The organism is Belliella calami (assembly GCF_022549695.1).
Lineage (GTDB): Bacteria > Bacteroidota > Bacteroidia > Cytophagales > Cyclobacteriaceae > Belliella > Belliella calami.
The window spans coordinates 518,979-541,182 of the sequence record NZ_JAKZGS010000002.1 but is presented as its reverse complement, the minus strand read 5'-3'; the positions used below and the strand labels follow the sequence as shown (position 1 = coordinate 541,182).

The following is a 22,204-nucleotide window of genomic DNA, read 5'->3' as shown; positions in this document are numbered from 1 at the left end:
GCTGCTTTTCATAGACTAAATCAATGTTTCATTTTACTATTCCCAAAAATATGAAAAAAATATTACTAGCGGTAATTATGTCAATCAAGTTATTATTGAAAGGAGTAGCTTTACTCTGCTTGACATTGGGCCCCTTAATGGCAAACACATCGAAAGCGCAGGTAAAGAGTATCGACGAGGTATTCTTGAAATTAGAAAAAAGCAATTATACGCTTGCTCAATTTTTTAGAGAGACAGAAAATAAAACTGATTTCAAATTTTTTTATACAGACCAAGCTATAAAAACAAGTGAAAATGTTGTGCTGATTTCAAATTCAGGCAGTGTTGAGGACTACCTTTTGCAGGTAGCGAAGCAAACTGATTTGAGTTTCAAGCAGGTCAACAATACGATCAGTGTAATTGTAAATACCGATAAACAAAAAGCAAGAGTCAAAGCTTTGGAAATCATTCCAATAACCATAAGAGGTGTGATAAAGGATGATTTAGGAGACCCTTTGCCAGGTGTGACTGTTATGGTAGAAGGTACCTCTATCGGTACAGTAACAGATATTGACGGAGTCTATACCATTGAAGCCAATGAAGGCCAGACTTTAGTCTATTCATTTTTGGGTTTTCAAAGGGAAAAGAGGGTGGTTGGAACTGTGAGTACTATAGATTTGACCTTAAGAAAGGATGAAAGTGATCTGGAAGAATTTGTCGTGGTAGGTTATGGGACACAACAAAAGAAAGATATTACTGGATCTGTAAGTTCTATGGGTGCAAGACAAATTGAAGATCAGCCAATCATCAGCTTGGATCAAGCAATGATAGCTCAAATGGCTGGTGTACAAGTGACACAAGCTACAGGAGCTCCAGGTGGAGGTGCCTCTGTGAGAATTAGAGGTGCAGGATCATTGACTGCTGGAAATGAACCCCTGTATGTAGTTGATGGATTTCCGGTGACCAATGATTTTGATCAAAGAAACAACCCGCTAAATACCATCAACCCAAATGACATCGCAGATATTCAGGTACTTAAAGATGCTTCTGCAACAGCAATATATGGTTCGAGAGGTTCAAATGGAGTAGTGTTGATTACCACCAAATCAGGTAAATCAGGTGTTTCAAAAGTTGATTTCAGTGTAAGTACTGGGATTCAGCAAGTGGAGAAGCAACTAGATGTGTTGAATGCTACTGAATTTGCCAGATATATCAATGAAGCAAGAAACAATGCATGGGTAAACTCAGGACCGGGAAGATCAGCATCTGATCCAAATTCTGCTAGATTGAATAACGTCATGTATTTGCTCCCTGAGCAATTTAGCGATCCAGAATCTTTGGGTGAAGGTACTGATTGGCAAGATGCTATTTTCAGAACTGCCATGATGAGTAATTATCAGTTGAATTTCTCCGGAGGAAATGATAAAACCAAATATTTCATTTCTGGTGGCTATTTGGATCAAAAGGGAATTATCATCAATTCAGACTTGAAGCGTTATTCCTTCAGGGTCAATGTCGATTCCAAAGTAAATGAGAGAATCAGAGTTGGTGCTAATATTACACCTTCCTATACCTTCTCCAATCAGTCTTTGGCTGAAGGAAACTGGCAAGGTGGAGGTATCATCCAATCCGCAATCACAGCAGGGCCACACTTGACTCCTTATGATGAGAATGGAAACTATACCAAAATTACTGGTTTAGGAATAGGAACAAGTGAAGTGGACAATCCTGTGAAAATTGCCAATGAATATTTTCACCAACAAAGTAATTTGAGACTTCTAGGAACTGCTTTCGCAGAGATAAACATCATCGACAACCTTAATTTCAAAACGCTTGTAGGTGCAGATATGAGAAGTTTTAGAGAAGACATCTTTAGCTCTTCCATCATCAATCCAAACAGTGTCAACCCAACCAAGCCAGCAACAGGAACTAATACAACTTCCGAGACAAGAAACTGGCTTTCTGAGTTTACGCTTAGCTATGCAAAAACTATAGATAAACATTCATTTGATGCAGTAGCAGGCTACACGATTCAGCAAGAGCAGTTTGATTTCAATAGAATAAATGGTACAAATTTCCCTAATGACGAAATCAAAACCATGAATGCAGCAGGTTTGATAACCAATGCTTTGTCTACGAAAGAAGAATGGTCATTGATTTCATACTTAGCTAGGATAAATTACAACTTTGACAACAGATACTTGCTGACGGCTACGGTGAGGAGAGATGGCTCTTCTAGGTTTGGAGAAGACAATAGATGGGGCGTTTTTCCATCAGTTTCTTTGGGCTGGAGACTTTCAGAAGAGAATTTCATGAAAGATGTTAGCTGGATTTCTGAGTTGAGATTGAGATCAAGTTATGGATTGACCGGTAACAACTTTATCACTAATTATGGTTCTATTGGTTTGACTGGCCCTGAGAATTATCCTTTTGGATCAGGTTCAGGAACTGTAAATAATGGTATCAGATTGACTAATATCCCAAATAGTACTTTGGGATGGGAGAGAAATAAGCAATTGGATCTCGGGCTAGAATTTGGATTACTTGATGATAGATTCTATATCTCAGTTGATTATTATAACAAAAGAACTTCTGATTTATTGCTGAATGTTCCAGTACCTACTTTGACAGGATACACTACTGCACTTCAGAATATTGGTGAAATTCAAAACAAAGGTTTTGAATTTACACTAACAAGCAGAAACATGGTCAAAGCCTTCAGATGGACTACCGATTTCAACTTTTCCACAAACGATATTAAAGTTTTGGCATTGGGAATTGATGGTTCTCCGATAATATCAAGACAAGCTACATCTGCATCCGCACCGACGCATATTACACAGATTGGCGCTGCACCTGGAAGCTTCTTTGGTTACAATGTAATTGGCGTTTATCAAAATCAGCAGGAAATTGATAACAGTCCTGTAATCATGAATGGAAATGGTACAGTTCAGTCAAGACCAGGTCAGTTGAGGTTTGAAGATGTCAATGGTGATGGGGTAATCAATGCTGCTGATAGAACAGTCCTTGGTAGTCCATTTCCTGATTTTACTTATGGAATGACGAATACATTTGCCTACAAAAACTTAGATTTTTCATTTACACTTCAGGGAGTTCAAGGATTCGAAGTGCTGAATGCAGCGAGAAGATATTACGGTAATTATGCTGGTTCTTACAATGTGTTGAGTAGTGCTTCTAATGGATGGAAATCAGAAACTGATCAGGGAGATGGTGTTTCGCCAATGATCGACAGAAACTTCAATGCCTATGCAGGAAGCAATGTCGTGAACAACATCACTTCATTGTTTGTAGAAGATGGTTCATTCTTAAGAATTAGAAATATCACATTGGGTTATACCTTGCCTTCATCCTTATTGAATAGGCTCAAAGTAGCGAATGCAAGGCTGAATTTCACAGTTCAAAACGCATTTACATTCACCAAATACGAAGGTTTCAATCCTGAAGTAAGTGCTCAAGGAGGCAGTCCTTTGGTTCCTGGGGTAGATGCCGGTGGTTATCCACTTGCACGTTCATTTATGTTTGGTTTAAACTTTGGCTTCTAAATAGATATAGCGATGAAAAATATTAAAAATTTATTGATAATTGGATTAGCTGGTTTATTGACAGTGACAAGTTGCAGTGAGGATTTCTTGGATAGGGCACCGATTTCACAGCAAAACAGCAATAATTTCTATCGAACTGCTGAAGATATGAAAAATGCTTTGACAGCTGTTTATGGTTCACTTCAGTATGGTGGTCAGTATTACTCTTCCATTCACGCAATCGGAGATATGCGCTCGGATAACACAGAGATTACGAATCCTAATGCAGGTGCTGATTTGCAAGCTGTGGATAATTTCACTAATGTGGCTGTCAACTCAATTGGTAACAACACTTGGAATGCAAACTATCAGGGTATCCAAGCAGCAAATATTGTGATTGAAAGGATCCAAGCTGTGAATATGGATCAAAGCCTAAAGACAAGATTTGTTGGAGAGGCAAAATTCCTGAGGGCTTTGATGTATTTCAATATGGTCAGGATTTTTGGAGATGTGCCATTGGTAGTCACTGTGATCAATAATCCTCAGCAAGGTTATGATTATGGGAGAGAGTCGACAGCAAATGTTTATAGTCAAATTATTGCTGATTTGACAGAGGCGGAAGAATCGCTGCCATTTACTTATGGTGCTGCTGATATTGGAAGAGCTACGAAAGGTGCAGCAATGGCACTTTTGGGGAAGGTTCACCTTACCATGAAGAATTATCCAGAAGCTGCTCAAAAGTTGAAAGAACTGATTGATGCTTCGGGTCAAACGAATTATCAGATTTTGCCCCAATATGCTTCAGTCTTCGGAGCTGCAAATCAAAATAATGCAGAGACAATTTTCGAAGTACAATTCAAAAGCAGCTCTAGTGGAGAAGGAAGCCCATTCACAAATCAATTTGCACCAATCGGATCTGGTGGTGCGGTAGTCGCTGTAGGAAACCCATTGGGTCAAAATATCCCGACTGCAGATATGAGCAATGCTTACGAAGAGAATGATTTGAGAAAAGACGTTTCAATGCGAACAAGCTATGTGCTCAATGGAAATACTGTAAACCACAATTATGTAATCAAATACTCAGGTACTCCTGCAGCAAACCTAGACAGTGATAACAATTGGATCGTGTTGAGATATGCTGACGTACTTCTGATGTATGCAGAAGCGCTCAACGAACAAGGATATGTAGCTGACGGTCCAGCTTTTGATTATTTGAACCAAATCAGAAATAGGGCAGGACTTCCAAGCAAAACCAGCACAAATGCTGACCCAAACTTGAGTGTTCCAAACCAAGCAGCATTCAGACTTGCTGTAGAACAGGAAAGAAGAGTTGAATTGGCATTTGAAGGTCACAGATGGTTTGATTTGATCAGGACAGATAGGGCTATGGATTTGTTAAGTGCAAAAGGGATGCAGCCACACATGTCAATTTTCCCTATTCCACAAAGTCAGATCGACATCAATCCTACGAAAATTTCCCAGAATCCGAATTACTAAATGAGATCATCCGCAAAGATGCGAGTGGGTAATTTAAACAGTTAAAATAGGCGGAGATTGTCAACAGTCGACAGACAATAGTCAACAGAATCGTGAGAAGACCTCTTAGCTTTATTTTAAATGGTCACTTGTGTAAAAGCGGATATTCATATAACTAAATAAAATCCCACATAGAACACGATTGTCCCTGCTGCTCCATTTCGGTGGAGCGGTAGGAATGATCACATTTCCATCCTCAAAATCCTTGATTGATTCAGAGGACTGGAATCCTATTGACTAATTTGAATCTAAATTCATATGAAATACACCTTTCTTTTATCCACTTTGGCTTTGTTGATTTTTCAAATTTCAGAAGTCTCAGCCCAAAATGTATTGACCTTGAACATCAAGGATGACGGATATCGAGGGATTTGGTATAGCGATCAGCCTTCCAATGACGAGTATGTTTACAAGTATAGCGGTGGATTGGGTACCTATCCTGCCAATCATTATCCTTTTTCAATTTATATAAAAGAAGTTAACAAGACATTTTTCTGCTATGGAGGCTCAGATAAAGAAGGTAAGACTTTACTTCATGCAGTTTCATTTTTTGATCATAAAAGTAAAAAAGTGCCAAAACCTACGATCGTTTTGGATAAGAAAACAAACAATGCCCATGACAATCCTGTCATGAACATTGATGAGGAAGGTTACATTTGGATTTTTTCCACAGCACATGGAACCAACACACCCGCCTACATCCATAAGAGCATCAAGCCTTATGATATTTCAGAATTTGAGCAAATTTTTGCCACCAAAGAGGTTGAAGGAGAAAATGTCCCAATGGACAATTTTTCTTACCTACAGACTTGGTATCAAAAGGAAAATGGATTTCTGAATTTGTTCACACATTATGACCGAAATGTAATTCCAAATCAAGCCACCAAACCTCGGAGAACTATTGGTTTTATGACTAGCGAAGATGGAGTCGAATATTCTGAATGGAAGGATTTGGCTATCATCGAAGAGGGACATTATCAGACAAGTGGACAGTTTGAAAATACGATTGGAACGACTTTCAATTTCCACCCTTATAGAGAGGGAGAAAATGGACTGAACTATAGGACAAATTTATACTATTTACAAACTCCCGATTTTGGGAAAACTTGGCAAAACGTCTATGGTGAGGAAGTTAACATTCCGTTGACAGAAATAGAAAATTCAGCTTTGGTAAAAGACTATCAGATACTTGGCGAAAATGTCTATATCAATGATTTGACTTATGATAAAAATGGCAAGCCGATCATATTGTACGTCACCAGCAAAGGCTATCAGTCAGGCCCTGTAAATGGCCCTAGGTCTTGGTTTACAGCTAGATTTACAGGTTCAGATTGGGAAATCAAGCACCTAGCAGACTCTGACAACAACTACGATATGGGTTCACTTTATGTTGATTCCAAAGGAAATTGGAATGTAGTAGGCCCAACGACTCCTGGCCCACAAGCTTATAATACCGGGGGAGAAATGGTCCTTTGGACGAGTTCTGACCAAGGAGAAAATTGGAAAAGCAAAGCGATGACAAGCAATAGTGAACGCAATCATTCCTACGCCAGAAGACCAGTCAATGTCCACAATGATTTCTTTGCCTTTTGGGCAGATGGACATGGACGGAAACACGATATCTCGAAACTTTATTTCTCCGACAAAAAAGGAAAGGTTTATCAGCTTCCGGAAAACATGAAAAATGATTTTGAAAAGCCAATACGATTGAAAATTTCTGAGAAATGAGGAGTCAACTTTCGACTGTCATCGGTCAACAGAAGCTGTAGGATGGTTGATTGCAACACTTTCAATTGGTACTACAGAGGTTTAATATCATAACTGCCAATGAAGCTTAAATACTTAAACTAATTCAATGAAAATTCAGATTACAGCACTTTTAGCTATTTCTTTTCTTTTTTCCTGTTCGTCCAAAACTGAACTGGAACTTCCGCTTCTTGATAATATTGCGCTTGAAAAAAGCATATTGAAAGTGGAGGTTTTGGCGGAAAATTTGGATGTTCCTTGGGATTTGGAGTATGCTGACGATGGGTTTCTATGGTTCAACGAGCAAGGTGGGAAAATTTCTAGAATTAATTTGGAAACTGGAGAGATTCAGGAGCTTTTGACCATCGATGAAGTTTGGAGAAAAAGAACTGCAGGCCTATTGGGCTTGGCTGTTCCTTCTGATTTTGTGAATAATCCATATATTCTTGTGAACTACACGGTCATGATGGACAGTGTGATTTCCAATAAATTGGTAAGATATACTTTTGAAAATGAAGCGCTGATTTCACCTCAAGTGTTGTTGGAAATTCCCGGGAATACAGCACACAATGGTTCAAGGATCAAATTTGCCAATGATGGAAAAATACTTTGGGCTACTGGAGATGCTTACGGATTTGACAATGCTCAAAGTGATACTAGCCTGAATGGAAAAATCCTGCGAATCAATTTGGATGGCAGCATTCCAAAGGACAATCCCAATCCAGAAAGTTATGTATGGGCAAAGGGCTTTAGAAATATACAGGGTTTGACTTTGAATACCGAAGGCAGAATATTCACTTCAGAGCATGGAGATGCGATAGAAGATGAAATCAATTTGATAGAGAAAAGAGGAAATTTTGGATGGCCTGCTATTGAGGGTTTTCATGATTTGGAAGAAGAAAAGGAATTTGCAAAAAAGAATAATACCATTGAACCTGTATATTCTTGGACACCTGTAGTCGCACCGGCAGGGCTTGATTTTTATGGTGATTTACCTATCGAAGAATGGAAAAACACGCTGTTATTGACCACTTTGAAAGGAAAGAGTTTGCGTGTTTTGAAGTTGAGTGAGGATGGTAAATTAATTATAGATGAAACTGTATTTTTTGAAAATCACTACGGAAGATTGCGGGATGTGGCTGTATCCGCATCAGGAGCTATTTACATCGCAACAAGCAATCATGACTGGAATCCTCAGCCAGGATTTCCGTTGGATGGTGATGATAAAATACTCAAAATCAGCTTGACCAAATCAGCATCCCAAGAGCCTTTGAAAGGAACTTCTCCAAAAACAGAAATCGAACTTGATGGGAAGCAACTTTATAGCAACTACTGTGCATCGTGTCACAAAGAGGATGGAACTGGAGTAAAGGAAGTTTTCCCATCCTTAATCGATAATCAGACAGTATTGGGAAATCAAGAGCAATTGATCCAAATTATGCTAAATGGGATTGAAAACAAAGAAACTGGGCAGATGATGCCATCATTTTCATTTATGAAGGATGAAGAGCTTGCTGCGATTTTGACATTTATCAGACAGGAGTGGGGAAATACTTCTTCCGCAATCAGCCCAAACACAATCAAAGAAAAGAGATAGCCATGTCCAACCAGAATAATAGCAATAAAATAATCTTGAAACTTATGGCACTTGGACCAGGCATTATCACTGCTGCCTTGGTTTTTGGGCCAAGTAAGATGACCATTACATCCAGATTGGGTGCTGAGTATGCTTATGACATGCTTTGGGTTGTGGTGGTCGCTATTTTCTTTATGTTGATTTTCACAGGAATGGGAGCGAGAATCGGTATAAGTAGCACAGAAAGTTTGCTTACACTGATCAGGACCAAGTGGGGAAAATTTGCTGGTATTACGATCGGATTGGGTGTTTTTCTTGTTTCGACTTCCTTTCAGGCTGGAAATTCGATCGGAGTAGGAATAGCTGTAGCCGAGGCAAGTGGTACCAAGCCCTGGATTTGGGTTTTGGTTTTCAATGCACTTGGAATTGCCTTGCTATTTTTCAGAAGTTTCTACAAGACTTTGGAAAGGCTGATGATTACATTGGTTGGGATTATGCTTATTTCATTTCTGACGACAGTATTTTTGGCAAAGCCATCTTTTTCTGGAATTGTAAGTGGATTTATTCCTTCTGTCCCGAGTGGTTCCGAAGGTTTACTGATCGCATTTATGGCTTCTTGTTTCTCGATTGTCGGGGCGTTTTACCAGTCGTATTTGGTACAGGAAAATAGAAAACCTGGTCAGGTGGGAGAAAATAAAAGTGCTACAGGAATCTTAATATTGGGTGTGATGAGTGCCGTGGTGATCATTTGCGGAGCGGCAGTTTTGCACCCACAGGGAATCCAAGTGAACAGTGCCTCGGAAATGTCCATTGCCTTGCAACCGCTCTTTGGTTCTTATGCTTCCCATTTGTTTTTGGCAGGTTTGTTTGGGGCATCATTTTCTTCCTTGGTTGGCAATGCGACTGTAGGTGGGAGTTTGTTGGCTGATTCACTTGGTTTTGGAAAAAGTTTGAATGACAAAATTGTCAAAAGCTTTATCGCTTTGGTGATGGTTTGTGGCGCGAGTATTTCCCTGATCTTCGGCAAGCTTCCACTCGAACTTATCATTTTCGCCCAAAGTGTTACCATTTTTCTCGTGCCATTTATTGGTATGGCAATGTATGCGATTGCGAATGACGGAAGTATCATGAAGAAAAATGTAAACAATGGTTTTGCAAAATCCATAGGAGCTCTTGGCTTGCTCTTGCTTTTGGGGCTCGCAGGATGGAATTTCTATCAATTATTCATAAAATAAATGCTTTTCATAAAGCAGTAACGGAAAGATAAAGTATGAAAGATTTAAAAACTTTAGAACAAGAGATGTTGGTGCCTTCTGAGGCATTGATTCGGGATATTGCCAAAATCGAAGGTGATATTCTACTTCTTGGTATTGGTGGGAAAATGGGGCCTAGTATGGGCAAACTCGCTGTACAAGCATGCAAAGCAGCAGGTATAGAGAAAAGAATTATTGGTGCATCAAGGTTTTCTGACCAAAAAGCAAAAAAAGCACTTGAAGAAGATGGGATAGAGACGATCGTATGTGATCTTCTTGATGATGAAAAGTTACAAAGTCTGCCTGATGTGAAAAATGTCATCTATTTGGCTGGGAATAAATTTGGTACAACGGGAAATGAAGGGTTCACTTGGGCAATGAATGCCTATCTTCCAGGAAGGGTGGCAGAGAAATTCAAGAACTCAAATATTGTGGTTTTTTCCTCTGGCAATGTACTTCCTTTTGTCCCCGTGACTTCCGGTGGTGCTTCCGAAGAAACTGCCCCTGACCCGATAGGGGAATATGCCCAATCTTGTTTGGGTAGGGAAAGGGTTTTTGAATATTTCGCAAAGAAAAACCAAACCAAAACCTTGATTTACAGACTGAATTATGCTGTGGATTTCAGATATGGGGTATTGATGGAAATCGCAAAATCTGTGATGTCAGGAAATCCAATTGATCTTAGAACAAGCAATGTCAATGTCATTTGGCAAAATGATGCCAATGAGATTGCGCTGAGATCTTTGCTGCATTGCGAGTCACCAGCAAAAATCCTGAATGTCACAGGTCCGGAAATTCTATCCATTCAATGGGTGGCAGAGCGGTTTGGGGAGTTGTTTGACAAAGCTCCACAATTCATCCATGAACCAACTGGGACAGCCCTACTCAACAATGCTTCCGAATGCCATCGCATTTTCGGATATCCTAAAGTTTCTATTAGGGAGATAATCGACATCACCGCTGCCTGGATTTTGCAGGGTGGCGAAGAGTTTGGCAAATCAACACATTTTCAAGAAAGAGGAGGGAAATTCTAATGACACAATTAAGCAATATTTTAAAGACACATTTGCAACTTGGGACAGTCATTCCAGCACATCCTTTGGCGCTGAATGCTGACAGAAGTTTGGATGAAGCAAGGCAAAGGCAATTGACACGCTACTACATTGCTTCTGGCGCTGGTGGAGTTGCTGTCGGCGTTCATTCTACACAATTTGAAATCAGAGATCCAGAAATCAATCTTTTTGAAACAGTCCTAAAGATGGCTGCCGAAGAGGTTGAAAAGCAAAAGCTAAATCGGCCATTTTTGAAGATAGCCGGAATCTGTGGTTCTACTGAACAAGCCGTGGCTGAAGCAAAATTGGCTTTGAAGTATGGATATGATATGGGTTTGTTGAGCATGGGAGGGCTACAAGGTTGGACGGAAGCCCAGATTCTAGAAAGAGTAGTGAAAGTTGCCGAAATCATCCCTGTTTTTGGTTTCTACCTTCAGCCTTCGGTTGGAGGTAGAATTTTCAGCTTTGATTTTTGGTCGAAATTCGCCGAAATCCCCAATGTGGAAGCAATCAAATGCGCTTCTTTCAATAGATATCAAACATTGGACGTGATGCGAGCTGTAGCTGGAAGCAGTAGAAAAGATGAAATCGCCATGTACACTGGCAATGATGATAATATTGTAGCGGATCTACTGACCAAGTACAGTTTCAAAATCAATGGAGTGGTTCATGAAAAGGAATTCGTAGGTGGGTTGCTTGGCCATTGGGCTGTTTGGACGCAAAAAGCTGTAGAACTAATGGCTGAAATCAAATCTTGCAAAATGAATCAGGATGAAAAAAGCTACCAAAAATTACTGACAAAAGGCATCGCCATTACAGATGTAAATGCGGCAATGTTTGATCCTGCAAATAGCTTCCACGGATGTATTCCCGGAATCCATGAGATTTTGAGAAGACAAGGTTTATTAGCGGGGACATGGTGTTTGAATCCTGAAGAAAAATTATCATCAGGTCAAAATGAGGAAATTGACAGAGTCTATTCCAGTTACTCTGAACTGAACGACGATGCTTTTGTAAGTTCATTTTTGTTGAATGATAAAACCTAAGCTTATGAAAAAATTAAGATTGCTTTCGGTTCTGACATTTCTACTTTCTCTTTCCATAGCGGTCCAAGCACAGGATGAGTCTGCTCAATTTACAAATCATGGTGTTCAATTGACTGCATCTATGATTCAAGGGAGTTTGTTTGTGGAAGACAATTCAGGTAGGACTTTGATATATACAGTTGTGAGGGGAGAACCTGCCCATTTGTTGGGATTTGATGTGGATTCCAAGAAGTTGTTGTTGGATATTCCATTGCCAAAAGCGGATGGTGTTTGGGATTTGGCACAAGCTAGCGATGGAAGTCTGTACATTCCGGGAGCGAATGGAAGTTTGTTTAAGCACTCTCCGGGAACACAAGAGATTGAAGACTTAGGTATTGTACTGGAAGGAGAAACTTACCTTTGGAATCTGACGGCAGGATTTGATGGAGAAGTCTTTGGTGCAACCTATCCAGGGTGCAGGATTTTTAGATACCATCCAGATCAGGGATTTTCAGATGTGGGAAATGGGCCAATCGTAGAAGGAGAAAACTATGTGAGAAGCTTGGCATTCCATCACAGGACAGGGCTGCTATATGCTGGAGTTGGTTCGCATGCGCACCTGATAGAAATTGATCCAAAATCTGGGAACAAGAATAGTTTGTTGCCCGAAAAATATCAAGAAAAGGAATTTGTCTATTCGCTGGAAATTATTCCCGGGAAAAATGGTGAAGACAGGCTGTTTGCATTATTGACCGCTGGACACGAAACATTGGTTTACAATCTCAAGACGAAAAAATTCGAGCAGGAAATAAAAGGTATGGATATGAAAGCAATCACTTCTGATAAGGCTGGTAAACACGTTTTTCATACTTTCAATTCAAACCTTGTAGCATTCAACCCTAAAAAACCATACAAAAAAAACAAGGTGCTTCTGGATGGATCAGGCAGTGCCAATGCTTTCTTATACAGAGAAAATGGTGAGCTTTTGATGCTTAGCTCAGGAGCTAACCTTATAAAGTATAATGTCAAAACCAAAACCTCAGAAAAGACAAAATTAGAAATTCCAGGACAACCTATACCTATCAATGCTATCACTTATGGTCCCGATGGGAAAATCTGGACTGGTGGGTATTTGGCAGGAGGTCATGCTTCTTTTGATCCTTCCACTGGGATTCACCAAGAATTCAAAGGATTGGATCAAACTGAGGGAATGGCAGTTTTCGGAAACGAAATTTATATCGGGATTTATCCTAAAGGGAAATTTTATGTTTTAGATACCGAAAAGGGATGGGATGTACTTGATCAAAACCCTAAGTTTCTAGGACAGATAGAAGGTCAAAGTAGATCCTTTGCTCTTACAGCTATTCCTGACGTGAAAAAGATGGCATTTGGGATGATTCCTGAGTATGGGAAACTTGGAGGTGCTTTGGTGATTTATGATATCGATTCAGAAGAATTGCAGACTTTCGATCAACCGATTCCAAAGCAGGGGATTTCAGGTTTGATTTACAACAAAGGACTTCTGGTTGGGGGTACAACTATATCAGGAGGTTTGGGAAAAATGCCAGAAACGAAAGTAGCAAAACTATTCGTTTGGGACATAGAAAAGGCGGAAGTGAAATCAGAACTGACACCTGTAGCTGGAGCCTCTGCAATCACAGGTTTGATAGAAGGGCCTGATGGCAATGTTTGGGGAATGGCAGATGGAACGCTATTTATCTTTGATGTTGAGAACAATAATATTGTTTCCAATCACAAACTTTATGACTTCCCAGAATTCAAAAGCCATATTTGGAGAAGTGCTTTTTTGGTCCTGCATACTGATGGTAATATCTATGGAACTGACAATAAAATGCTCTTCAAAATAGATCCTCTTACCAAAGAATTTACAAAAATTGCAGAAGATACAGGTTTGTTGGTGATGGATAATGAAGGGACATTGTTCTTTAGAAAAGCCACCGAACTTTGGTCTTATAAGCCAAAGGTGGATTAATCAAACAGCTATTTACAATGAAAAATTGACATAATTATGAAGATTCTTAATAATAAAATCTCTTGTTTCTTTCTTTTGGGCTTGGTATTCCATTTAAGTTTTGGATGCTCGAAAAAGGAAAAAGAAGAAATTCAAATGGAGGAATCCAACGTTGATTTCGTTGATCAAAGTTTTCAGGCTGCAAAGCCTTTATACAGCAATTTACTCAAAACAACGAGCGGTAACTTCACCGACTATCCCCATGCAATCAATCCTGACGGCACTATTAAATACTTACAAATAGATGAATGGACTGGTGGATTTTGGCCTGGGATACTTTGGTATATGTATGAATACACTGAAGATGATCAATGGAAGCAAGCGGCTTTGGAGTGGACACATTCACTAGAACCCAATCAATTCAATACAAGTCATCATGACATAGGTTTTATGATGTTTTGCAGCTACGGGAATGCTTTGAGATTTGAGAAAAAATATGAATATGATCAGATTTTGATTGAGTCTGCAAAATCTTTGGTGAAAAGATACTCTCCTGTGGTTGGAAGTATTCAATCTTGGAACAAAAGAAAATCAAAAGGAGATATCAATACCTGGGAATACCCTGTCATCATGGACAATATGATGAATCTGGAGCTGCTTTTCTATGCCACTGAGATCACTGGAGATTCCTCGTTTTACGAAGTGGCAATCCAACATGCTACACAGACGATGAAAAACCACATCAGAGATGATTTCAGTACCTACCATGTGGTCAATTATGATCCCAAAAATGGAGATGTTCTTCATCAACAAACATTGCAGGGGTTTTCAGATAATTCCACATGGGCTAGGGGACAAGCATGGGGGATTTATGGATTTACGACCATGTACAGGGCTACTCAAGATAATCAGTTTTTGGAAACAGCTGTTGGATTGGCTGATTTTTTCCTAGAACATCCGAAGCTTCCTGAAGACATGATTCCTATTTGGGATTTCAATGTTGGAGAAGATGGATATCATCCTGATTGGGATTTTGATCCTACAAAATTCGAGGAGCAGCCAAGAGATGCTTCTGCTGCTGCAATTACTGCTTCGGCCTTGTTGGAATTATCGACTTATGTAGATGATGAGCAAAAGAAAAAGTACTTCGATGCTGCAGAGAAAATGCTGAAATCATTAAGCTCTGAGGCCTATTTGAATTCGGGCGATGCTAACCCATATTTTCTACTCAAACATAGCACAGGAAATCTCCCAAGTGGCAATGAAGTGGATGTGCCTTTGATTTATGCAGATTATTATTTCTTGGAAGCATTGTTGAGGTATAAGAAAATGAAAGATAATTTAGATTAATATTCTTTCGAATTCGAAAATTTGTTAGTTTGGTAGTTTCTAACCCAAATTATAAAACGATGTACTACAGACTCTTCTTTCTTAATCTATTTCTTTTATTTTCTTTTTGTAGTCAAGCCCAAAAGGCAACTGAACTCACTTTGATGACTTACAATATTTATCATGGTGAAGATCCTTACAACTTGGGTAAAAGTAACCTTAGAGAAATTGCTGATTTGATTCTAGAAATAAAGCCTGATTTGGTGGCTTTCCAAGAAATTGATAGCATGACAGTCAGAACTCAGGGGTTTAATGACGGCAAAAAGCTGGATGTGATGAAGGAGTTAGGGGAAATGACTGGAATGCAATCTTTTTTTGCCAAAGCCATTGATTACTCTGAGGGTGGATATGGAGAAGGTCTGCTGAGCAGTTTACCGGTATCATTCAAAAGTTTTTCATTACCAACTCCACATGGAGGTGAGGGGAGAAGTATAGCTGTTGCTGAAGTGGAATTAGAAAAGAATAAACTACTGTTTGCAGGGACTCATTTCTGCCATGAATTTGAAGAAAATAGAATGGCACAGGCAAAGGAAAGCATTCGAATACTGATGGAGTCTGATTCCCCAGCTATTTTGACGGGTGATTTTAATTTCACTTCGGAAGAGGCTACCTACAATGTTATTTCTGATCATTTTACAGATGCAGCATTGGATTTCGGTGATCCCCAACTCACATATTCATCCAAAGACTTGAATAAAAGGCTAGATTATTTTTGGTTGGACAAAGATTCTCACTGGGAGATTGTTTCAGTGGAGGTCTTTGAAGTCGCCTATTCAGACCATTTACCTGTTGTCATCAAAGTCAAATTGAAGGATTAGCACAAAAAAACCAGAAAAGAAATCAGGGCTACGCCCCTCAGGGCTTTGATAGAATTTTTTTTCTACGAAGATCGTAGGGCTAACGCCCCAGTTTCTAATTTATTAAGTGAAATCATCTTTGAAAATTATTTTGGGGGGCAGAGCCCACAGTTCTTCGTAGAAAAGTATGGATCCAGATGATTTTAGGGGCGGAGCCCTGTTATCTGAGAATGTTGGAATAGAACAAAAGGTCTGAAATATATACCAAAAATTAACCACAAGGAACACTAAGGTTTTCACAAGGGTCACAAAGTGTACAAGGGAATTATTATGAAAATCAATTCCCTTGTGATCTCCGTGTATTCTTTGTGTTTTCCGAGGTTAAACTAGAAGAGTCAATGACTAATTTAACAAATCAACTTAATTGACTAATCCCTAAATTAACTTAATAACTATCTGTATCAGAAGAAATCAGGGCTACGCCCCTCAGGGCTTTGTTAGAATCTTTTTTTCTACGAAGATCGTAGGGCTAACGCCCCAGTTTCTAATTTATTAAGTAAAATCATCTTTGAAAATTATTTTGGGGGGCAGAGCCCACAGTTCTTCGTAGAAAAGTATGGATCCAGATGATTTTAGGGGCGTAGCCCTGTTATCTGAGAATGTTGGAATAGAACAAAAGGTCTGAAATATATACCAAAAATTAACCACAAGGAACACTAAGGTTTTCACAAGGGTCACAAAGTGTACAAGAGAATTATTCTGAATTTCAATTCCCTTGTGATCTCCGTGCATTCTTTGTGTTCTCCGTGGTTAAACTAGAAGAGTCAATGACTAATTTAACAAATCAACTTAATTGACTAATTGACTTTACATTATTTCCCCCAGATACTTGGGTCTTTTCTCCATTCTACTAGAGAGGCGAGTGTTTCATCATCATCTATATAATCTTTGGCTAGGGCTTGTGGAAGCATGGCTGCATAATCACTCAAACAAACCAATTCTACTCCTGCATTTTTGAAATTTTCTGTTGCAATGTCAAATCCATAAGTAAAAATGGCTACCATCCCCAAGACCTCAAATCCTGCATCTTTTAAGTCAAGAACAGCTTTGAGAGAACTTCCTCCAGTAGAAACCAAATCTTCAACGACAACTACTTTCTGGCCTGGGGTAATTTTACCTTCTATCATATTTTCCATTCCATGGCCTTTTGGTTTGGAACGGACATAAACAAATGGTATTCCCAAAGCATCAGCAAGCAAGGCTCCCTGTGGTATTCCTGCTGTCGCTACACCAGCTATAGCTTCTACACCAGCAAAGTGATGTTGAATGGCTTTTATCAAATTTTCTTTTATTAAATCCCTCACTTTAGGGAAAGATAATGAAAGCCTATTATCGCAATAAATTGGTGATTTCCAACCGGAAGCCCAAGTAAAGGGTTTCTCTGGTTGAAGTCTGATGGCTTTAATCTCAAGAAGTTTTGATGCAACTTCTGCAGCTACGGTTTTGTCAAATAATTTCATATCTCAAAAATAGTAGATAAATATCAAGCGGGATTGTGGATGCTGATTTTTTTTCTGCATTTTTGGATTTGTATGTAAACGCTATTGGTAAAAATATCCCACACCATGAAGATTTTTATTAATGACAAGCCTTTGGACATTCTTAGTCCGCAAGAATTATCAGATGATAGGACATTTGAGTGCATCTATGAGAACCCAGCTGATCTGCCTTCTACGATAGATTTTCACGATGATGTATTGATCACAAATCCTTCTAAAGACATCATTATCAAATTGCTCTATTTGATGAGGACTAGAAAACTAAAAAATCTCGACTCTGTGGTTTTGGTGACAAAAGACAAGGAAGCTACAAAGAAATTTATCAAAAGTAGATTTACGATCATCAAAGCTGCTGGAGGGGTTGTGACGAAAGGAGATAAGGTTTTGTTTATTCACCGCCTAGGAAAATGGGACCTACCAAAAGGGAAGTTTGAAAAAGGTGAAAGTCCAGAGGAGTGCGCTGTTAGAGAGGTAGAAGAAGAATGTGCTATTCAGGTAAAGATCGGAAAGGAAGTCTGCAAAACCTGGCACACATATACCCACAATAGGAAAAGCATTCTGAAGAAAACCTATTGGTTTGCGATGGAGAATACCAACGATAAAGAAATGAAGCCTCAGCGTGAGGAAGGTATAGAGGATATAAGATGGCTTTTGCACCACGAAGCAAAAATAGCTCTGGTTAACTCTTATCCATCTATGCGTTATCTGTACAAAAGATTTTTGAAGATGATGCCGAAGGTTCAGACTTCGTAAGGTAAGTATTTGTTGATATCAGCATCAAACCTGTGGACTTCTCTAATGATGGTGGAGCTGATAGCTGCATAATCAGGCGAGGTGATCAAAAAAACAGTCTCTAGGTCGGGGTTGAGATTTCTATTCATGTGACTGATCGTATTTTCATACTCAAAGTCTGTCGTATTTCTTAGCCCTCTTACCAAAAAACCGGCCTTATGCTTTTTTGCCAGTGTAGCAGTAAGCTCGTTATAGACAATAACTTCTACCCTTGGATTTTCTCGATAGACACTTTTGATTTTCTCGACCATCATATCGATGTCAAAGTATCTATTCTTTTTGGATGAATTATATCCAATACCAATTATTACTTTGTCAAAAATATTAAGAGCTCTTAATACAATATCATGATGCCCATTGGTGAAAGGATCGAATGAACCTGGGAAAATGGCTGTTTTTTTCATAATTGAAATTGGATGTTAAAACTCCCAAAATCCTTCAAAGAAGTTTGAGTTTTTAAAGATTTCCGCACCTTCTAAGTATTGTTGGTTTGGAGTGGGTTGGGTAAGAACAAAATTCTTGTAATAGGTATTGCCAAATTCCTGATCAATGCCCATTTGTGAGTATTCGCCCATGAGTGATATTCTGCAATATTTCCTATCAAAATCGAGTTGATGAGTAACTCCAAACAGATACTTCATCAAGCCTTCTTTGTTTTCTGTTTCAAAAACATTGAAAGATGCCAATTCCTGATTTTTGAATGCTGCAATATAAAAATTCTGACCAAAAACAGAGATCAATACTTCTTGATTTAGATAACTGTTCTTATTTGCCAAAGCATAGGAAAGAAAAGAACAGGATCCATGATGATAGGTGATTTTGGTTTTGTTTATTTCAAATGTGCTTTTAAGGTTGTTTTCAATTTTGGAAACTACATATATATTGTTGCTATCCAGGCTCGAATACAAAAAGCTGATTTCCTGAGAACTTTTGTCAGAAAAATCCAAGTATAAATCAACGTGGTTAGCTTCAAAAATCACACCCGGAATTAGTGCGTATGACTTATGAAAAAGGAAGATTTTGGTAGGTACAGCTATTGCAAAAAGCTTATCCCTTTCCAATACAAATTGCAATGATTTGAGATCAGAAAAGAATTTTTGATGAATAGCTGAAACTTGATTATTTACATCTTTGGCTAGCAGGATGTATTTTTCATCAAACAAGAAAAGCGATAAACTTGACACCGAAGAAGTGTCAAATTTATCGCTGTAAATGTTTTCTTGAATATTTTCTACAGAGTCAGCCAAGATTACTCCCAGTTACCAGCAGTAGACGAATCAGTTCTTGAACCCACTCTCAAAGCTTTCTCTTTGTTGTTAGCTTGCCTTTTTGGATTTACTGGTTCTGGATCTCTGATTTCGAATACAGGAATTTCTCTTTGGTTTCTTTCTACTTTGTCAGCAAAGAATTCAAAAGTCTTACCTCCTGAACCAGGAACCACATTCAATGCTTCAAGGTTGAAATCAGGATACTTCCTCGTGTTGAAAAGGGAATCCATAACATTTACTGAACCCAAAGTATCAAATGAAACAGTAGTTTCCTCTTTACCATAATCCAATAAAGTCGTAGTTTCTTTTCTTTGAACTAACCAAATTTCACCGTCTTGGATGAATTTTTTCAATTCATTCCAATTCCCCGCATATTCCTTGTTAGTTGCCACATAGGCAAGCTGGGCATCTCTAAGCATCTGCAGCTTTTCAATGATTCTAGCTTCCGTTTGGGCTATTCTTTTTTCTTCTTCTACTACACTGTCCACAGAGTCGTAAAGTCTGTAACCTAGGTAAAGTGCCCCTAGTAAGAACACAATCGATAAAATTCTAGTTAATGTCATTTTCGGATTGATTTAATCTGCTAAATAAGGTTGATGGTGCTATAAATTTCAAAGTGCTATTTTAGACAATTATTTTCAAAATTAAAATATCCTTTCCATATTCTCACATCATTGAGTGATTTTATTCCCCAAAATAAGTGATGTTTCTCTTCTTTTTTGATAAACGCAATATTTTCAATGTCAAAAAACCTCATTTCTGTGATCAATTGAAACTCATCACTGAGCTCTGGGTCTTTTCCCATTTTGAATTCGCCGCCTGTGACTTCTACCTCAAAAAAGAGTTCTATGGCATGGAGTGGAGGAGCTAAATGTTCTGAAGTACAAATAAACCTTTTAATTTCTATTTCTAACCCTGTTTCTTCCAAAAATTCTCTTTTCAGATTTTCAGTAGCCGAACTCCCATACTTCATCCCACCACCGGGAACACTCCAAAAGTACTTGTTTCCCCCCATTTTATGTTTGAGTAGCAAAATTTTTTCATTTTGGATCAAAACACCATTTACTCTTGTTCTAAGCCTTCCGCCAAATTTCTCCTCAATTTCTTTTTCCAATTTCGTCATAATTGACTTAGATTCGTGACAAATGAACAATAAAGATAAGCAAGTCCAAACAAAGCCTTCTATTTTACTCCAAAGAAATTTTCCGCATGAACCTACTTCGGGGCAAAATACATTTTTTCAAAAAATGGATAATTTCTTAAATCAAGAAAATAAGGAAGGCCTAACTTTCATCTTGCGCGGTTATGCAGGTACAGGGAAGACTTCTGTCATCTCTGCTTTGGTGAAATCTTTGCCTAGGTTGAATATGAAATCCCTGCTACTGGCACCTACCGGTCGTGCAGCAAAGGTAATGAGCAACTATTCAGGAAAATCAGGTTTTACTATCCACAAAATCATCTATAGACCAAAAGGCAATTCGCCAGAATTGTCTATGGGGTTTGATTTGATGAAAAATTATTACAAAAATACCGTATTTATAATAGATGAAGCTTCCATGCTTGCAGATGATGGGGCAGGAAGCTTGTTGAGGGATTTGGTTCGGTATGTTTTTCAAGAATCGACAAATCGACTTTTACTAGTGGGCGATACCGCACAGCTTCCACCAGTTGGTAGTACACAAAGTCCAGCTCTGGACAAGAGTTATTTGATTCGGAATTTTCGACTGGCTGTAGAAGATACAGAACTGAGGGAAGTAATGCGGCAACAGTTGAACTCTGGTATTCTATATAATGCGACACTTCTTCGAGGAGAGGTATTGAAAGAAAAGCCTGTGATAGGTTTTTCAACCAAAGGGTTTAAAGATTTTTTCAAAATGACAGGGGAAAGATTGGAAGATGGCTTGCGGTATGCTTATGGCAAATATGATGTGGAAAATACCATCATCATCACCCGCTCAAATAAAATGGCAGTGCAATACAACGAGTATATCAGGAGGACAATCCATTTCTATGAAGAAGAGATTTCTGCAGGAGATATGCTGATGATTGTAAAAAATAATTACACCTATATGGCAGATTCTGATAAGGTGAATTTTTTAGCCAATGGAGATTTTGTAGAAGTTGCAAAAATTCGTTCTTTTGAAGAATTATATGGCTTGAGATTTGCGACATTGGAGCTGAGGTTGATAGATTATCCTGAGGAGCCTAATTTCGAAGCAAAAGTCATATTGGATACATTGCACAGTCCGACGCCCTCTCTGAGTCCGGAAGCATATAAAAGTCTCTACCAGCAGGTATCAGAAGACTATGCCGATGTAGCCAATAAAACAGAAAGGATGGATTTGATCAAAAAAGATCCTTATCTTTCAGCCTTGCAAATAAAGTTTGCATATGCATTGACATGTCACAAATCACAAGGGGGGCAGTGGGCTGCTGTATTTGTCGATCAAGGCTATCTCACAGAAGAGCAAGTTGATCATGAATACATCAGATGGCTCTACACAGCAGTGACCCGAGCGACAAAAGAAGTCTTTATGGTGAACTTTCACCCGAGATTTTATCTTAATTCAGATTCTAGTGAATTAGTTGAATAGTTAAATTAGAGATTGGTTGATTAGGTGAATTGTGGATCGGTTAATAAGTCAGGATTTACTAAACTTTTAACCTTATAAACTTTAACCTTATGATACTTGTTGAATAAAAATTATAGAACAACAT

General features: G+C 38.7%; 17 protein-coding genes. 12 read left to right on the top strand and 5 right to left on the bottom strand.

Translation table 11 applies throughout. The features are described 5' to 3' along the window. The first annotated feature begins 50 nt into the window (after positions 1-50). The 10 genes from MM236_RS04590 to MM236_RS04545 all read left to right on the top strand — a co-directional run bounded on the left by MM236_RS04590 (position 51) and on the right by MM236_RS04545 (position 15,888). Entirely contained in the window at positions 51-3,542 is a 3,492-nt protein-coding gene (locus MM236_RS04590; RefSeq protein ID WP_241273753.1) for a SusC/RagA family TonB-linked outer membrane protein, read from the top strand. A 12-nt stretch (positions 3,543-3,554) separates the two neighbouring features. Next, positions 3,555-5,018, top strand: coding sequence for a RagB/SusD family nutrient uptake outer membrane protein (locus tag MM236_RS04585; RefSeq protein ID WP_241273752.1), 1,464 nt, complete (start codon positions 3,555-3,557; stop codon positions 5,016-5,018). Positions 5,019-5,315: 297 nt separating this feature from the next. Further along, positions 5,316-6,785, top strand: coding sequence for a BNR-4 repeat-containing protein (locus tag MM236_RS04580; RefSeq protein WP_241273751.1), 1,470 nt, complete (start codon positions 5,316-5,318; stop codon positions 6,783-6,785). A 127-nt stretch (positions 6,786-6,912) separates the two neighbouring features. Beyond that, on the top strand, positions 6,913-8,400 hold the full coding sequence (locus tag MM236_RS04575; protein WP_241273750.1) for a PQQ-dependent sugar dehydrogenase: 1,488 nt from the start codon (positions 6,913-6,915) through the stop codon (positions 8,398-8,400). A 2-nt stretch (positions 8,401-8,402) separates the two neighbouring features. After that, the gene (locus tag MM236_RS04570) at positions 8,403-9,614 is read left to right on the top strand and encodes an Nramp family divalent metal transporter (protein ID WP_241273749.1); all 1,212 of its coding nucleotides are present in this window, start codon (positions 8,403-8,405) and stop codon (positions 9,612-9,614) included. A 35-nt stretch (positions 9,615-9,649) separates the two neighbouring features. Further along, a complete protein-coding gene (locus tag MM236_RS04565; RefSeq protein ID WP_241273748.1) occupies positions 9,650-10,666 on the top strand; it encodes an NAD-dependent epimerase/dehydratase family protein in 1,017 nt (338 codons plus the stop codon). Then, positions 10,666-11,730 (top strand): dihydrodipicolinate synthase family protein, encoded by a 1,065-nt coding sequence (locus tag MM236_RS04560; RefSeq protein ID WP_241273747.1) that lies wholly within the window; start codon positions 10,666-10,668, stop codon positions 11,728-11,730. The genes MM236_RS04565 and MM236_RS04560 overlap by 1 nt, the downstream gene beginning before the upstream one ends. Positions 11,731-11,734: 4 nt before the next feature. Continuing rightward, positions 11,735-13,702 (top strand): ligand-binding sensor domain-containing protein, encoded by a 1,968-nt coding sequence (locus MM236_RS04555; RefSeq protein WP_241273746.1) that lies wholly within the window; start codon positions 11,735-11,737, stop codon positions 13,700-13,702. 36 nt (positions 13,703-13,738) lie between these two features. Further along, positions 13,739-15,031 (top strand): glycoside hydrolase family 88 protein, encoded by a 1,293-nt coding sequence (locus MM236_RS04550; RefSeq protein ID WP_241273745.1) that lies wholly within the window; start codon positions 13,739-13,741, stop codon positions 15,029-15,031. A gap of 59 nt (positions 15,032-15,090) precedes the next feature. After that, a complete protein-coding gene (locus tag MM236_RS04545) occupies positions 15,091-15,888 on the top strand; it encodes an endonuclease/exonuclease/phosphatase family protein (protein ID WP_241273744.1) in 798 nt (265 codons plus the stop codon). Positions 15,889-16,739: 851 nt separating this feature from the next. Here MM236_RS04545 and pyrE read toward each other — a convergent pair. Next, positions 16,740-17,387: an orotate phosphoribosyltransferase gene (gene pyrE, locus MM236_RS04540; RefSeq protein ID WP_241273743.1), complete on the bottom strand. Its 648-nt coding sequence runs from the start codon at positions 17,385-17,387 to the stop codon at positions 16,740-16,742. Positions 17,388-17,492: 105 nt separating this feature from the next. On the opposite strand from pyrE, the gene MM236_RS04535 reads away from it, so the two are divergent. After that, on the top strand, positions 17,493-18,179 hold the full coding sequence (locus MM236_RS04535) for an NUDIX hydrolase (protein WP_241273742.1): 687 nt from the start codon (positions 17,493-17,495) through the stop codon (positions 18,177-18,179). Here the strand turns inward: MM236_RS04535 and coaD are convergent. The 4 genes from coaD to MM236_RS04515 are packed head-to-tail and all read right to left on the bottom strand — an operon-like array spanning position 18,167 to position 20,609. Beyond that, entirely contained in the window at positions 18,167-18,622 is a 456-nt protein-coding gene (gene coaD / locus MM236_RS04530; RefSeq protein ID WP_241273741.1) for a pantetheine-phosphate adenylyltransferase, read from the bottom strand. The genes MM236_RS04535 and coaD overlap by 13 nt on opposite strands. Positions 18,623-18,637: 15 nt before the next feature. Further along, positions 18,638-19,465, bottom strand: coding sequence for a DUF3822 family protein (locus tag MM236_RS04525; protein WP_241273740.1), 828 nt, complete (start codon positions 19,463-19,465; stop codon positions 18,638-18,640). A 2-nt stretch (positions 19,466-19,467) separates the two neighbouring features. Beyond that, positions 19,468-20,049: a hypothetical protein gene (locus MM236_RS04520; RefSeq protein WP_241273739.1), complete on the bottom strand. Its 582-nt coding sequence runs from the start codon at positions 20,047-20,049 to the stop codon at positions 19,468-19,470. 56 nt (positions 20,050-20,105) lie between these two features. Next, complete coding sequence (locus MM236_RS04515) at positions 20,106-20,609, bottom strand: NUDIX domain-containing protein (RefSeq protein ID WP_241273738.1); 504 nt, start codon at positions 20,607-20,609, stop codon at positions 20,106-20,108. A 22-nt stretch (positions 20,610-20,631) separates the two neighbouring features. On the opposite strand from MM236_RS04515, the gene MM236_RS04510 reads away from it, so the two are divergent. Continuing rightward, positions 20,632-22,080 carry an ATP-dependent DNA helicase gene (locus MM236_RS04510; RefSeq protein WP_241273737.1) on the top strand — a complete coding sequence of 483 codons (1,449 nt, stop codon included), beginning with the start codon at positions 20,632-20,634 and terminating at the stop codon, positions 22,078-22,080. Positions 22,081-22,204: the final 124 nt, after the last annotated feature.